Source organism: Clostridium phoceensis (assembly GCF_001244495.1).
Lineage (GTDB): Bacteria > Bacillota > Clostridia > Oscillospirales > Oscillospiraceae > Lawsonibacter > Lawsonibacter asaccharolyticus.
This window is the reverse complement of the sequence record NZ_LN866274.1, coordinates 861,463-875,545: the sequence shown is the minus strand read 5'-3', so window position 1 is coordinate 875,545 and position 14,083 is coordinate 861,463. Positions and strand designations below refer to the sequence as shown.

The 14,083-nt window shown below is 66.3% G+C and carries 14 protein-coding genes; 2 read left to right on the top strand and 12 right to left on the bottom strand.

Features of this window, described 5'->3' with window-relative positions; translation table 11 throughout:
• Window positions 1-184: 184 nt before the first annotated feature.
• The 8 genes from lepB (BN1969_RS05045) to BN1969_RS05010 form a co-directional block, all read right to left on the bottom strand.
• Complete coding sequence (lepB, locus tag BN1969_RS05045) at window positions 185-796, bottom strand: signal peptidase I (RefSeq protein WP_050623308.1); 612 nt, start codon at window positions 794-796, stop codon at window positions 185-187.
• 95 nt (window positions 797-891) lie between these two features.
• Window positions 892-1,452, bottom strand: coding sequence for a signal peptidase I (gene lepB / locus BN1969_RS05040; protein WP_077138699.1), 561 nt, complete (start codon window positions 1,450-1,452; stop codon window positions 892-894).
• Window positions 1,449-2,120 carry an ATP-binding protein gene (locus BN1969_RS18470; RefSeq protein WP_050623306.1) on the bottom strand — a complete coding sequence of 224 codons (672 nt, stop codon included), beginning with the start codon at window positions 2,118-2,120 and terminating at the stop codon, window positions 1,449-1,451. The genes lepB (BN1969_RS05040) and BN1969_RS18470 overlap by 4 nt, the downstream gene beginning before the upstream one ends.
• Window positions 2,105-3,394 (bottom strand): ATP-binding protein, encoded by a 1,290-nt coding sequence (locus BN1969_RS18840; RefSeq protein ID WP_423243656.1) that lies wholly within the window; start codon window positions 3,392-3,394, stop codon window positions 2,105-2,107. The genes BN1969_RS18470 and BN1969_RS18840 overlap by 16 nt, the downstream gene beginning before the upstream one ends.
• A gap of 11 nt (window positions 3,395-3,405) precedes the next feature.
• Complete coding sequence (locus BN1969_RS05025; RefSeq protein ID WP_050625394.1) at window positions 3,406-4,494, bottom strand: metallophosphoesterase family protein; 1,089 nt, start codon at window positions 4,492-4,494, stop codon at window positions 3,406-3,408.
• A 47-nt stretch (window positions 4,495-4,541) separates the two neighbouring features.
• Window positions 4,542-5,321, bottom strand: a complete 780-nt coding sequence (locus tag BN1969_RS05020; protein WP_050623304.1) for a TIGR00282 family metallophosphoesterase — start codon at window positions 5,319-5,321, stop codon at window positions 4,542-4,544.
• 230 nt (window positions 5,322-5,551) lie between these two features.
• Window positions 5,552-7,480, bottom strand: coding sequence for an oxidoreductase (locus tag BN1969_RS05015; protein ID WP_050623303.1), 1,929 nt, complete (start codon window positions 7,478-7,480; stop codon window positions 5,552-5,554).
• A 3-nt stretch (window positions 7,481-7,483) separates the two neighbouring features.
• Complete coding sequence (locus BN1969_RS05010; RefSeq protein ID WP_336454702.1) at window positions 7,484-8,167, bottom strand: DUF6198 family protein; 684 nt, start codon at window positions 8,165-8,167, stop codon at window positions 7,484-7,486.
• Between the two features lie 142 nt (window positions 8,168-8,309).
• On the opposite strand from BN1969_RS05010, the gene BN1969_RS05005 reads away from it, so the two are divergent.
• Window positions 8,310-9,215: a LysR family transcriptional regulator gene (locus BN1969_RS05005; RefSeq protein ID WP_050623302.1), complete on the top strand. Its 906-nt coding sequence runs from the start codon at window positions 8,310-8,312 to the stop codon at window positions 9,213-9,215.
• Window positions 9,216-9,272: 57 nt separating this feature from the next.
• On the opposite strand, the gene BN1969_RS05000 is transcribed toward BN1969_RS05005, so the two are convergent.
• The 3 genes from BN1969_RS05000 to BN1969_RS04990 form a co-directional block, all read right to left on the bottom strand.
• Window positions 9,273-10,004, bottom strand: a complete 732-nt coding sequence (locus BN1969_RS05000; RefSeq protein WP_050623301.1) for a TraX family protein — start codon at window positions 10,002-10,004, stop codon at window positions 9,273-9,275.
• Window positions 10,005-10,160: 156 nt separating this feature from the next.
• On the bottom strand, window positions 10,161-11,705 hold the full coding sequence (gene rny, locus BN1969_RS04995) for a ribonuclease Y (RefSeq protein ID WP_050623300.1): 1,545 nt from the start codon (window positions 11,703-11,705) through the stop codon (window positions 10,161-10,163).
• A gap of 400 nt (window positions 11,706-12,105) precedes the next feature.
• Window positions 12,106-12,588, bottom strand: coding sequence for a deoxycytidylate deaminase (locus BN1969_RS04990; RefSeq protein WP_050623299.1), 483 nt, complete (start codon window positions 12,586-12,588; stop codon window positions 12,106-12,108).
• A 158-nt stretch (window positions 12,589-12,746) separates the two neighbouring features.
• Here BN1969_RS04990 and BN1969_RS04985 point away from each other — a divergent pair, with 158 nt between their 5' ends.
• A complete protein-coding gene (locus BN1969_RS04985; protein WP_050623298.1) occupies window positions 12,747-13,142 on the top strand; it encodes a hypothetical protein in 396 nt (131 codons plus the stop codon).
• A 49-nt stretch (window positions 13,143-13,191) separates the two neighbouring features.
• Here the strand turns inward: BN1969_RS04985 and BN1969_RS04980 are convergent.
• Window positions 13,192-14,083: ATP-binding protein (locus BN1969_RS04980; protein WP_147577147.1), on the bottom strand; the 892-nt coding region annotated here is incomplete at its 5' end.

Below are 14,083 nucleotides of genomic sequence, written 5' to 3'. Positions count from 1 at the left end.
AAATAGTCGCCCCACCCGCCATGAGAAGTGTCATTTCCGAGGCTCATGTCCTCGGAAATGACGGATTTTGATTTCATTCCGTCGCCTGCAGGCGACGGAACTCTGCGAGGCTTCACGTGGGGGAAGTTTTTCGATAAGCTGAGCGCGCGGACCTTCCGGTCCGCGCGCTCAGCTTATTTCCCCGTTACAGCAGGCCGATCCGGCCCAGCGGCCACAGCACCGCCACCGCCTGTCCCAGGATATAGTCCTCATCAATGGCGCCCAGCCACTCGTGCCGGCTGTCGGTGGAGCCGTTGCGGTTGTCTCCCATGACGAAAATGGAGTCCTCCGGCACCTCGAAGTGGGTCTCCTGCATGTGGCTGGAGGAGGGCCACAGCATCTCCTCCAGAATATAGGGCTCGTCCAGCACCTGTCCGTCCACCGCCACTGTGCCCGCGTCGTAGTCGATGTCCACCGTCTGTCCCTCCAGGGCGATGACCCGCTTGACGATGGCCTCCCCCTCCAGGAAGTCGGCGGTGGTCTTGTTCAGCACCACGATGTCCCCCTGCTCCGGCTCATAGCCCAGGGACCACACCGCCAGCAGCTCTCCGTCCGCCAGGGTGTCATCCATGGAGTGGCCCACCACCCGGGTGATGCGCCCCAGGAAGGTGAACACCAGTACGATGCACACGATGGCAGTTACCAGGGTCTGGAGCCAGTAGAACAGCTCCTCCTGGGGCAGCTTCTCCTGCTCCTCCGCCCCCTCCTGAGGGGGCTGCTGGGGCGCTCCGGCCCGGGCCTCAAATTCTTCCGACATTGGCAAGCTCCTCCTGCTCCGACGGGCGGAGCGCACTGTGTTGATCGGTCTCTTATTATACCGGCTCCCGGCCGGGATTGCAAGGGAAATTCCCGTCACAGCAGCCGGAGGTGGTCCAGAGGCCAGATCACCGCCACCGCCCGGCCCAGCAGGCAGTCCCGGTGCACGCTGCCCACCCCGCTGTGCCGGCTGTCGGTGGAGCCGTTGCGGTTGTCCCCCAGCAGGAACAGGGAATCCGCCTCCACCTGGAACCGCGTCCCCTGCATCTCCGGCTTTTGGGGCAGGGCCATGGGCTCCAGAAGGTAGGGCTCCGCCAGGGCCTGTCCGTCCACCAGTACCCGGCCCTCCCCGTAGTCCAGCTCCACCGTCTGCCCCGCCAGAGCCACGGCCCGCTTGACGACGGCCTCCCCCTCCAGGGGTTCCGCCGTGGTCTTGCTGGCGATGACGATATCCCCGGCCCTGGACTCATAGCCCATGGACCAGACCAGCAGCAGCTCCCCGTGGGCCAGGGTGGGGTCCATGGAGAGGCCGTCCACCCGGACCACCCGGCCCACAAAGGTGAACAGCAGCACGATGCACACAACGGCCGTCATCAGGGTCTGGAGCCACTCGAACAGCCCCCTTCCCGGCTCCTTCTCCGCCATTGCTCCCCTCATGCGCCTCCTCCCCTCAGGGCGGTGCGGGTCACCCCGGGCCTGCCCTCCAGGTAGTTTCCCTCCCGCTCCTGGCAGGTGAACAGCAGGATCTGCCGCTCCCGGCCCAGTTCCGCCAGGGCGTCCAGGGCCAGAGCCATCCGCCGGTCGTCAAAGGTGACCAGCGCGTCGTCCAGCACCAGGGGGGCAGGGTCCTCCCCGGGCAGACAGAGCTGGCACACCGCCAGCCGCACCGCCAGATACAGCTGGTCCACTGTCCCTCGGGACAGTGCCAGGGACCGCCGGGGCAGCACGCTGTCCCGCTCCAGGGCGGCCGCCTCCAGTTCCCGGGTGAGGGAGACGGCAGCGTACTTTCCCCCCGTCAGGCGGGCCATCCACTCCCCCGCCCGCCGGTTCAGCTCCGGGGAGAAGCGCTCCTGGAGCTGGGTGTTGGCCCGCTTCAGGGCATCCAGGGCGATGCTGATGGCCTCATACTCCGTCTTCCGCCGGTCCAGCTCCCCCTGGAGCTCCTCCCGGCGGGCGGCCAGGGCGGCGGGGTCCCCCACCGCCCGCTGCTCCCCCAGGGCCATGCTCCTCAGCCGCTCCACCCGCTCCAGGGCGGCGGTGACGGCCGCCAGCTGCTCCTCCGTCTCCTCCGGGGGGCGCTCCGGCCGCGTCAGGCCCTCCGGCATGGCCTCCAGGGCCTGCCCGCCCTGGGCCGCCAGCTCGTCAAACAGCCTTCTGGCCCCCTCCAGNGGGCCAGGACTGCGGCCAGGGCCAGCGCCCCGCAGCAGGCCGCGCCGCCCAGGAGCCAGGGCAGGAAGCTGCCGTCCAGTACGGCGCCCAGGGCTGCGGACAGGACCAGCAGCGCCAGGCCTACACTCAGAAGGAGGGGAAAGCGGCGCTTCTCCCTACGGGCGCGCTCCAGTGCCTCCCGCCAGAGGGCCCCGTCGGCGGCCGCCCGGCTGACGGCCTCCTCCCCGCTCATCCCGTTGAAGCGGTCGTCCAGAGCCTCCCGCCGGGCCTGCTCATAGGCCTCCTCGGCCTCCCGCAGCGCCCCCTCACCCTGGCGTATCTCCTCCTCCAGCACCTTCAGGTATTGCAGCTCTCCCTGGGCCCGCTTCAGCTCCTCCCGCTCCGGCAGGGCGCCGTACCGGGCCTGCTCCCGTTCCAAAGCGTCAGCCTGCCGCCGGGCAGCCTCCAAATCCTGCCGTGCCTGGGTGTACCGGCGGTCCAGCTCCAGGGCATCCAGCCTGCGGTGGGTCCGCCGCTCCGCCTCCAGGACAGTCTTCCTGCCCTCCAGCTCCGCCTTCTCCCCCTCCAGGCGGGACAGGGTCCGGTTGGCCTCCTCCAGCCGGGAGAGCACCGCCCCGGTCTCGGCCAGCTCCCCCTCCAGTCTGGGGATCAGGCCCACGCTCTTGTTCACCTTCCTCCGGTTCAGCCACTCCCGCAGCTGCCCCTCCGCCTGGGAAAAGGACACGTCCTCCTCCCCGGAGGAGACCAGGGCGGCGATGCGCCGCTCCAGCTCCGGCACGGAGGTGACGGCCAGGGAGCCCCCCTGGCCCACGAAAGCGGAGCGTTCAAAGACCTCCTGCCCCACCCCCAGCAGGAGCTGGCCGCAGGTGTCGCCGGTCAGGCCGGGCACCGGCTCCTCGGTACCGGTGTAGACGGCGGAGAATGCCCCAAAGGGGCTGTTCCCCTGACGCCCCCGGCGCAGGGTGATGTCCCGCCCGTGCCAGGTGAGGACCAGCTCCCCCTCCATGGGGGCCCCGGACCAGGGCTGGTAGCGGTTCTTGTCCGCCAGATAGCCCTTCCGGTCCCTGTCCCGGGTATCGATGCCGTAGAGCATGGCCTTCAAAAAGCCCGCCCAGGTGGATTTTCCCCCCTCGTTGGGGGCCTGGATCACATTCAGTCCGGGGCCCAGCTCCAGCCGCGCCCCCTCCAGCCCCCCGAAGGAGGCTGTCATGCGTTTGATCTTCACAGTGCCACGTCCTCCCCATGCTCCAAAGCGGCCAGTCCGAACCGGACCGCCAGCTGCACCGCCTCATTCTCCGGCTCCGCCTGACAGCGCCCCTCCATCTCCCGGAGGAACAGGCCGGTGAGGGTGTCCTCCCCCTTCCGCTCCCACAGGGCCCGGGCCGCCCGGGTATGGTCCCGCAGGGTCAGGCCCCAGAACCTGGGGGAGAGCTCCCGCTCCAGCTCCCCCAGATCCAGCCCCTCCAGTCCCCGCTCCCCGGTGAGGAGGAGGCGGTAGATGTCCTCCCCCGTCTGTGGGGGCAGCGCGGCCAGCACGGCGGCGGCGGGGTCCGCCTGCCCCGTCAGGTCCACGGACAGGATCTGATACCTCCGACGGCACAGGGGGACGAATTCCGCCTCTGTCCGCCCCTTCTCCACCTCCAGCCAGAGCACGCCCTTTTCTCCCAGCTCGTCAAAGCCACGCCCCTCGGGGCAGCCGGGGTAAGCCCAGAAAGTCTCCCCTGCCCGGCGCAGGCCGCTGTACTGGTGGACATGGCCCAGGGCCAGGTAGTCCAGCCCGCTGGCGGTGATGTCCTCCTCCGAGATGGGGCCGTAGTCCCCCTGGGCGGCCACCTCCCCGTGGAGGACGGCCAGCTGGACCCCCTCCGCCGGGGCATGAAAGCCCCGCAGGGGGGAGGTGCTCTGCCGGGGGGCGCAGAAGGCCGCTCCCCACACCGTACAGCCCAGCTCCGGTAGCCGCACCGCCCCCAGCTCCGGGCCGGTGAACAGGTGGACGTTCCCCGGCCACTCCAGCGCGGCATAGGGGGACTGGGGACCGTACCAGTCGTGGTTGCCCGGGGCCAGGAATACGGGGCAGGGGATCTCTCCCAGGGCCCGGGCCAGGGCCTGGACGGTCTCCCGGAACACCAGGTCCCCGTCCAGCAGGTCCCCGGAGAGGAGCACCAGGTCGGCCTCCCGCTCCCGGGCCAGATCGGTCAGCCGGGCCAGCAGCTCCCGCTGCTCGCCCCGCCGCCGGGCGGCCGCATCAGGCTTCAGGCCGGAAAAGGGGCTGTCCAGATGGAAGTCAGCCCCGTGGAGCACTTTCAGCATGGTTCCATTCCTTTCTTGGTCGTTCAAAATGGGCCGGTCCGCCGGCATCACTCCCAGAGGTCCGCCCGGCGCACCTCCACGCACCGCTTCTTCTCCGTGTCGATGGTGAAGCGGCAGGCCTCCAGCTTGCAGGGGCCCTCCGCCTCCTCATACCGGCGGGGCAGCCCGCCCAGGAACAGGTTCATGGAGTGCTCCGGCCGGATGCCCAGCACCGAGCGGTAGGGGCCCGTCATGCCCAGGTCGGTGACGAACCCCGTCCCCTTGGGCAGCAGCTGGCAGTCCGCGGTGGGCACGTGGGTGTGGGTGCCCCACACCGCCTGAGCCCGGCCATCCAGATACCAGGCCATAGCCCCCTTCTCACTGGTGGCCTCCGCGTGGAAGTCCACCAGCACCACGTCGCAGGGGGCGCCGCGGAGCAGCCGGTCCGCCGCCTGGAAGGGGCTGTCCAAGTTGGAGTTGAGCTCCAGCCGCCCCATCAGGTTCAGCACGCCGATGCGCACCCCCGCCGGTCCCCGGAATACACCGAAGCCCCGGCCCGGCACCCGGCCGGCGTAGTTGGCCGGCCGGAGGATATGACCGTCGCTGTCCAGGAAGTCCGCGATCTGAAGGCGGTTCCAGGTGTGGTTGCCCAGGGTGATCACGTCCGCCCCGGCCTCCAGGATGCCCCGGGCCTGCCGGGGGGTTATGCCCACCCTGGAGGCGTTCTCCCCGTTGACCACGGTGAAGTGAATGTCCTCCCGCTCCTGGATCTCCCTCAGGCGGCGGGACAGGATATCCTGTCCCCCCTCGCCCACCACGTCTCCCACCGCCAATATGTGAAGCAGCATGTTCGTCTCCTCCCTGGAGCGCAGCTCCGCCGCCCGGCGGCCCGCCTCCCTCCCCTTTCCGGGGCACTGTTTTTCCTATTATACGGCATGTTGCCCCAAAGCGCAAACATCTGTTTGGCCGCGGCACCTTTTCCGGCCTCCCCCCTTCGAGCGCCGCCTTTGTACACAAAGCGCCCCCGCCGGACTTTTCTGCCCGGCGGGGGCGCTGTCTCTTATTTAGAGCTGCCGTCTCAGATGGACAGCGCCGCATCCAGGGCGTCTCCGGTGGCCCGGACGGCATTTCCAGGGGCGCTGGCCGCCTCGCCCACCACCAGGACCTGGGGCACAAAAGCGGCGATACGCTCCCTCAGCTCCTCCCGGCTGCGGGTCCCCATGGCCAGCACCACGCTGTCATATCCCCGAAGGGAGCCCTCTGTCCCGTCGGCCAGGACATAATCCACCCCGTCGGGGTAGAACCGCTCCACCCGGGCGCCGGTGCGCACCAGCACCTGGGATTCCCGGAGGTTTTTCAACAGACAGCGGCGGTGCTCCGGCCGCACATCGGAGGCAATGTCCTCTTTCATCTCCACCACCGCCACCCGGTGGCCCCGCTCGCCCAGGAACTCGGCGGCCTCACAGCCGATCATGCCGCCGCCCACCACCAGGACCCCGGCGCCCACCACTGCCCTGCCCTCCAGCATGTCCTGGGCGGTGACGAAGCCGCAGCTGTCCAGTCCGGGGATGGGCGGGATCAGCGGCCCGGAGCCGGTGGCCAGGATGGCAGCGTCGGGGGCCAGCTGCCGCAGCAGCTCGGGTGTGGCCCGGGTGCCGGTCCGGATCTCCACTCCGGCCTGCTGGCAGCGGACGATCATGGACCGCACCGCTGCGGAGATCTGCCCCTTTCCGGTGGGAAAGGAGGCGATGCGCAGGGTGCCGCCCAGCTGCTCCCCCTGCTCCAGAAGCACCGCCTGGTGCCCCCGCCGGGCGCAGGCCCAGGCGGCGTACAGTCCCCCGGGACCGCCGCCCACTACGGCCACCCGCTTTTTCTGCCCTGCCGGGCCCCACTCCAGCTCCCGGCCCACCAGCGGGTTGACCGCGCAGGTGATGGGCCTGCCGGAGAGCATGTTGGGCACGCAGCCCAGCAGACAGCCGATGCAGGGGGCCAGGGTCTCCAGCTGCCCGTCCCTGGCCCGGTTGGGCAGCTCCGGATCGGCAATGCTCTGCCGCCCGAAGGCGATCAGGTCGGCCCGCCCCTGCCGGACCAGCAGCTCGGCGTACTGGGGCTCGGTGAAGCGGCCCACCGCGATGACGGGCACCGTCACCGCCCGCTTGATCTCCTCCACCAGCGGGGCGCTGAAGCCCCCGTGGAACTGTCCCGGCGCCCACATGAACTCGTCCCGCAGGTGGACCGCCCGGGAGACATGGATGGCATCCACACCGCACTCCTGCTCCAGATAGGCGGCCACCGCGGCGGCGTCCTGGACGCTCTGACCGCCGTCCAGCTCGTCGCTGGCGTTGATGCGGCAGAGGATGGGCATGATCCCGCCCGTCTTGCGCCGGATGTTCTCCACGATCAGCCGGGGCAGGCGGAGCCGGTTCTCGAAGCAGCCGCCGAACTCGTCGGTGCGGTGATTGGTGCGCTCAGACAGGAAGGTGCTCACCAGATAGCCGTGGGCACAGTGGACCTCCACCATGTCCAGCCCCGCCAGCTGGGCCCGGCGGGCGGCGTCCCCATAGCACTCGATCAGGCGGTAGACCTCGTCCCTGGGCATCTCCCGGGGGATCTCCCGCCCGCAGGCGGCGGGGACAGGGCTGGCCGCCTTCAGGGGGTGGCCGGTGAGGGCAGAACTGCCCTCCGGCCCCGCGTGCTGGAGCTGGACGGATACCTTAGCCCCATAGCTGTGGCAGGCCTCCGCCACCCGGCGGAAGCTGTCGATGGTGTGGTCGGCAAAGAGACAGGCCTTCCGCGGACCGCCCTTGGCCTGCTCATAGACCACAGCGGACTCGATGGTGATCAGCCCGAAGCCCCCCCTGGCCCGGGCGGCGTAGTAAGCCAGGGACCGCTGGCTGAGGCACCCGTCCGGGTCGGAGAAGTTATTGGCCATGGGGGGCACCACGAACCGGTTGGGCACCGTCACGCTGCCGATCTGAATGGGCGAAAACATGGTGGGGAATCTCATCGTTCAGCCCTCCTCTGCTGCGGCCGCCTGACGGCGGCTCAGGATAGAGACAAAGCTCACCCTGCGGTCCATCCACCCGCCGATGAGTCCGATGCACTTGCCCATGGTGAAGGCCGCCAGCACCGTGCCCACACCCAGCCCCATGATCCGGCCCAGGCCAAAAAAGGTAAGGACCGCCGTCGTCAGCAGGCAGATCACGTCAAAGGAGATCTTGATCCGGGAGTAGGCCGTTCCGGTGATCTCCGCCAGCTCCCGGGGAAACAGGTCGGTGGGGATAATGGGCATCCTGCAGCGGTTGGACAGGGCGATGCCGAAACAGATGACCAGGTAGCTGATGCAGAAGTACAACACCCGCAGAGGCAGGGTCTGGGGCAGCCAGCTGATCCAGAGCTCGTGGAAGTCGATCATGATGCCGAAGAAGAAGCCCACCACAAAGCTGAACAGGTACTCCGGCACGAACCGCTTCCGCAGGACCATCAGGCTCAGCACCAGCAGCCCCTGGAAGATATAGGTCCAGGTCCCCATGGAGACCCGGGGAAAAAGCTCAGAAAATGCATAGGGCACGCTGGAAATGGCGGAGATCCCTGAGCCCGAGCGGAGCATCAGCACCACGCCAAAGCTGTTGATCACCACCGCCAGCAAAAGGGCCAGCTCCCCCCGGAGCACCGTCTGTCTCTCTTCCATCATTGTCATCCTCCCGCGCCGGAGCGCATGTTTTTCTTACCTACAATGTAGCGCAGGGCGGGAAAATAAACAAATCAATTCTTTTTATCAAAAAATAGATTTTTTCTATAAAATATGGTACACTGGCCCAAAGGAGGGGTCCTTTGTGAATCTGTCACATCTGCGCTACTTTGTGGAGCTGGCCCACACCCGCCACTACACCCGGGCGGCGGAGCACCTGTTCATCACTCAGCCCAGCCTGAGCCACGCCATCGGCCAGCTGGAGTCGGAGCTGGGGGTCCCCCTCTTCGAGCGCAGCGGCCGCAACACCACTCTCACCCGGCTGGGGGAGGAGTTTCTGGTGTGCGCGGAGCGCACCCTCTCCACCTTGGACTCCGGGGTGGAGTCCCTGCGGCGCAGCGCCCAGGGGGAGGGGCTGATCCGCCTGGGGCTGGTGCGCCCCCTGGGGGTGGACTTCATACCCGACCTGGCCGCCCGCTTCCTGGCGGAGAATCCAGGGAAAGAGATCCACTTCACCTTCGGCACCGGGGTCACTCAGCAGCTGCTGGACGGCCTTCTGGCGCGGCGCTACGACCTGGTCTTTTCCTCTATGCCTCCGGCGGAGCTGGGGCTGAGTGCCCGGCCGGTGGTCCGTCAGGACCTGGTGCTGGTGGTGCCCCCGGACCACCCTCTGGCCGGGCGGAAGTCCATCGATCTGGAGGAGACCCTGTCCTACCCCTACGTCTCCTTCTCCAGGGGCTCCGGGATGCGGGACACGGTGGACGCCCTGTTCGGCCAGCTCCAGGCCCGCCCCCGCATCTCCTGCGAGACGGAGGAGATGGAGGTGGTGGCCGGTCTGGCCGCCCGGGGCTTCGGCATCGCGGTGGTCCCCCGGATGGACCTGCTGGACCAGCTGCCCCTGAAAGTCATCTCCATCGCCCGCCCCGCCTGGGAGCGGAGCATCTACATGGTCAGCGACGAGCGGATCTACCTCTCTCCTGTGGTCCGCAACTTCCAGCGGTTCGTGCTGGAGCAGCAGGGCGGGGAGACGGAGACCGTGCAGAAATGCTGATCGACAGTCTACACGGCCGCCCCCGCCAAAACGAGGCCAGCCGCGCTCCCTTTCTCCTCATATCCCGGCGGCCAGCCGGATCACGCCGATGGTCAGCAGGTGAGCCGGGTAAAAGGCGTAAAAGAACCATTTGGGGACCCTGATCCCCGTCCGGGCGGGGAGGAAGATGAAGGGAGCCGCCAACAGGGCAAAGGCGGTCCAGTCCACCGCGTGCCCTGCCGCCAGCAGGGCACGGGGGTCCTCCGGGCTCCCGCTCCACAGGGCGGGCAGCCAGAACAGGATATAGAGCCCCGCCCCCAGCCCCGGCCGCTCCCGGCACAGGAAGAAGATCAGCATCAGCAGGATGCCGTTGCCGGAGTAATCAAAATTGAAGAGGCTGACGCACAGGAATGCTGCGGCAAAGAGCCACCACCGCCGCGTCTGGAAGCCCCACATGGCCAGCAGACTGAGGAACAGAGTGAAGAAGATGTTCCAGTTCATCCACTCCGTCTGCCAGTCCCAGGGGTGGGTGGCCAGGATGTAACAGGGCTGGGAGATGAGAGCAAAGAGGCCCAGCCGGCCCAGATATCGCTTGATATCCCGGGTGTAGAGCAGCCCCACCGTCATGCAGTAGCAGAAGATGGGGAAGGCCAGCCGCCCCACCCAGCGAAAGGCGGGGTGCTCTGGAAAAAACACGGCCCCTATGTGGTCCAGCAGCATGGACAGGATGGCGATCAGCTTCAAAAAATCGGTGTCCAGGTTGGTGCGCAGCCGCGGGGCCGGCTGACGCTGCGCTGTCCTTTGGTCCATTTCTCTTCCTCCCCCCCGCTCTGGCGCCCAATGCCGGAGCGTCTTTTGTAGGTCCAGGATAGCACAGGCCGATAAAAGGCAGGTCAAAGAGAGATGAAAGTTTTCTGAAAATGGGACAAAAATCAGGGCGCGCTTCCAAAGAAGCGCGCCCTGCTCTTATTTCGCGTACTCGATGGCTTTGGTCTCCCGCAGCAGATGCACCTTGATCTGGCCGGGGTACTCCAGCTCGTCCTCGATCTTCTTGGCAATGTCCCGGGCCAGCAGCACCATCTGGTCCTCGCTGACCACCTCGGGCTTGACCATGATGCGGACCTCCCGGCCCGCCTGGATGGCGAAGGACTTCTCCACCCCGGGGAAGGAGGAGGTGATCTCTTCCAGCATCTCCAGACGCTTGATGTAGTTCTCCAGATTCTCCCGCCGGGCTCCGGGCCGGGCCGCGGAGATGGCGTCGGCCGCCTGGACCAGGCAGGCGACGATGGTCTTGGGCTCCACATCATTGTGGTGGGCGTGGATGGCGTGGATGACGCCCTCGCTCTCCCGGTACTTCTTGGCCAGCTCCACGCCGATGGTGACATGGGAGCCCTCCACCTCGTGGTCGATGGACTTGCCCAGGTCGTGGAGCAGTCCGGCCCGCTTGGCCTCGGCCACGTTGGCGCCGATCTCGGCGGCCAGCAGGCCGGCGATGTGGGAGACCTCGATGGAGTGGTTGAGCACGTTCTGTCCGTAGCTGGTGCGGTAGTGCATCCGGCCCAGCAGCTTGACCAGCTCGGGGTGCAGACCGTGGACATTGGTCTCAAAGACCGCGCGCTCCCCTTCGGCCTTGATGGTGGCGTCCACCTCCCGCTTGGCCTTCTCCACCATCTCCTCGATGCGGGCGGGGTGGATGCGGCCGTCCAGGATCAGCTTCTCCAGGGCCAGCCGGGCGATCTCCCGGCGGACGGGGTCAAAGCAGGAGACGGTGATGGCCTCCGGCGTGTCGTCGATGATGAGGTCCACCCCGGTCAGGGTCTCCAGGGTGCGGATGTTGCGGCCCTCGCGGCCGATGATGCGGCCCTTCATTTCGTCATTGGGCAGAGGGACCACAGACACGGTGGCCTCCGCCACGTGGTCGGCGGCGCAGCGCTGGATGGCCAGGGAGATGATCTCCCGGGCCTTAGTGTCCGCCTCGTCCTTGAAGCGGGCCTCGATCTCCTTGATCTTCATGGCAGACTCGTGGGTCACATCGGCCTCCAGCTGATCCAGCAGATACTTCTTGGCCTCCTCGGCGGTGAAGCCGGAGATCCGCTCCAGGACCTCCATCTGGCTCTGCTTGATCTCCTCCGCCTCGGCCTGGGTGGCTTCCAGCTTGGCCAAACGGTTGGAGAGATGCTCCTCCTTGCGCTCCATGTTCTCGGTCTTGCGGTCCAGGTTCTCTTCCTTCTGCTGCAGCCGGCGCTCCTGCTTCTGCAGGTCGGCCCGGCGTTCCTTCTCCTCCCGCTCGTACTCGTTGCGGGCCTTCAGGATCTCCTCCTTCGCCTCTACCAGCGCCTCGCGCTTCTTGCTCTCGGCACTCTTGTACGCCTCGTTGACGATGCGCTTGGCCTCCTCTTCCGCGGAGCCGATCTCCCGTTCCGCCGTCGCCCTGCGCCGCTGGTATCCGAACAGGCCGCCCAGCACAAAGGCCAGCACAGCCACGACGCCCCCGATCATATAGGGTAACATTGGGTTTTTACACCTCCATAAATTTCAGATCTTGGAACCTGCGTTCCCTGCGGCGGACCGCCGCGGCTGCCTTTTCGGCATAAAATGAGCCGCAAGGCGCGCCGTGCCGCACAGCGGCGGAGCATCCTTGCGACAACTGAAAAACTTCCCCCATGTTTTTCATTTGTGTCCTGTTCATATTGTAAAGGCAACTGCGGTCTCTGTCAAGATTTATTCACATTTACCACAAATTTATTGTCAGACATTTTTACTCTTTTCATAACGTGCTCCCATATTTCGACAAATTTTTTATTTATTTTGCCATCATTTCTCTCATATTTTTTGCTTGGGGGATTTTCCGCTCCGCCCGGAGGGCAGAAAAAGGCCCGGCACGCCGGATGGGCGCGCCGGGCCTTCCCGCTCAGACCTGCTGGGGCAGGGAGTCATCCTCCCGGACCCAGTCCTCCACATGGACTACGGAGTACTCCCGCTCGGTGTTTCGGATGACCACCCGGTCTATGCCCGCGTTGATGATGAGGCGCCGGCACATGGAGCAGGAGGTGGCGTCATGGAGCAGCTCGCCGCTCTTGGCCTCCCGTCCGGCCAGATAGAGGGTGGCCCCCAAGGTGTCCCGCCGTGCGGCGGAGATGATGGCGTTCATCTCCGCATGGACCGAGCGGCACAGTTCATACCGCTCTCCGCTGGGCACATTCATGGCCTCCCGAGTGCAGTAGCCCAGATCCATGCAGTTTTTCCGCCCCCTGGGCGCGCCGTTGTACCCGGTGGAAACGATCTCGTCGTTCTTGACGACGATGGCTCCGTAGCACCGCCGCAGGCAGGTGGAGCGCTCCAGCACCGTCTCCGCGATGTCCAGATAGTAGTTCTCCTTGTCGATCCGCTTCATGGCCGCCCTCCTTTTTTCGACAGTATAGCCCAATTTGTCCGTCCGCGCAAGACAGTTTACATTTTGTTTACGATTGGTTCCTTGACCGCCGCCATTTCCCGCGGTATCATATCAACATGCCAAATTGGCGGTTCTCGCTTTCCAGAGGAGGCTCTTTCATGATCCGGAATGCCATTCAGCGCTTTATGTACGGCCGGTACGGCGGCGACCAGCTCAATGTTTTCCTGCTGGTCCTGTATCTGATCTTTTATTTTATTTCTATCTGGACCAATTTTCTCCCCCTGTACTGGCTGTCTCTCGTTGTGATCGTCTGGGGACTTTTTCGAATGTTGTCCCGCAACCTCCCACGCCGGCGGGCGGAGAACGCCAAGTTTATGCAGCTGGCCGGACCGGCCATCAACTGGTTCCACCTCCGCCGCACCATGCACCGGGACAAGGAGCACCGCTATTTCCGCTGCCCCAGCTGCGGTCAGCAGCTCCGGGTACCCAAGGGCAAGGGAAAGATCACCGTCACCTGCCGCAGCTGCGGCGCCGTCTTCCAGGAAAAAAGCTGAAGATACACGTACCGCCCAGGCCCTTTCCCGGCCTGGGCGGTCTTTTTCTCTAAAGCTGTTTCTTCCGCAGGAGCCGGATGTCCTCCCCAAAGAAGTGGAGCAGGTGGTACTCCCCCTCCAGCCGGGAGGCGATCTGGGGGGAGTAGCGGACAGCAGCCTCCTCCATAGACAGGTTAGAGGAGATGACGGTGCGCTTTCCCCCCACCAGCCGCCCGTTGATCAGCTCGTAGAGGGCGGACTGGGTGAACTGGGTGGTCAGCTCGCTGCCCAGGTCGTCCAGGATCAGCAGGTCACAGCCCAGATAGCGCCGGGTCTCGTCCCGGGCCTCCCGGCCGTCGTCGCTGTCCCGGAGGAACTTCCGGGCCTCGAACTGCGCGAACACGTTCCCCGCTGTGTCATACACCACCGAATGTCCGTTCTCCGACACAGTGCGGGCGATGCAGGCAGATAGGAAGGTCTTGCCCAGCCCGGGGGCCCCGCTGAGGAAGAGGTTTTTGAAGTAGAAGCGGCCGAACTTCTGGGCATAGTTGAGACACACCTCGTACACCAGCTCCATGTTCTCCCGGGGGGAGGTGCCCCATTCGGGCCAGAAGCTGGTGCTGTAATAGTCCATCCGGAAGGTGTCGAAGGACTGCTCCCCCAGGTCCAGCAGCTTGGACAGCTCCCGGATCTGCTCCTGGGCGCACAGCGCCCGCAGGCAGCGGCACATCTCAGTGCCCCTCCAGCCCGTGTCCCCGCACAGGGGGCAGGCGGGCTTGTCATCCAGGGCGTCCTCCGCCAGATCCATGCGGGCCAGCAGCTCCGCCCGCTCCTGCTGGAGGGCCAGGTTCTTCCGCCGCACCTCCTCCACCGTGGGAGCGCCCCCCTCCCCCCGGCGCAGGGAGGCGGCAAACAGCTCGGTCATGGTGCCCCGCAGCTGCCGGTCGATCTCCGACAGCCGG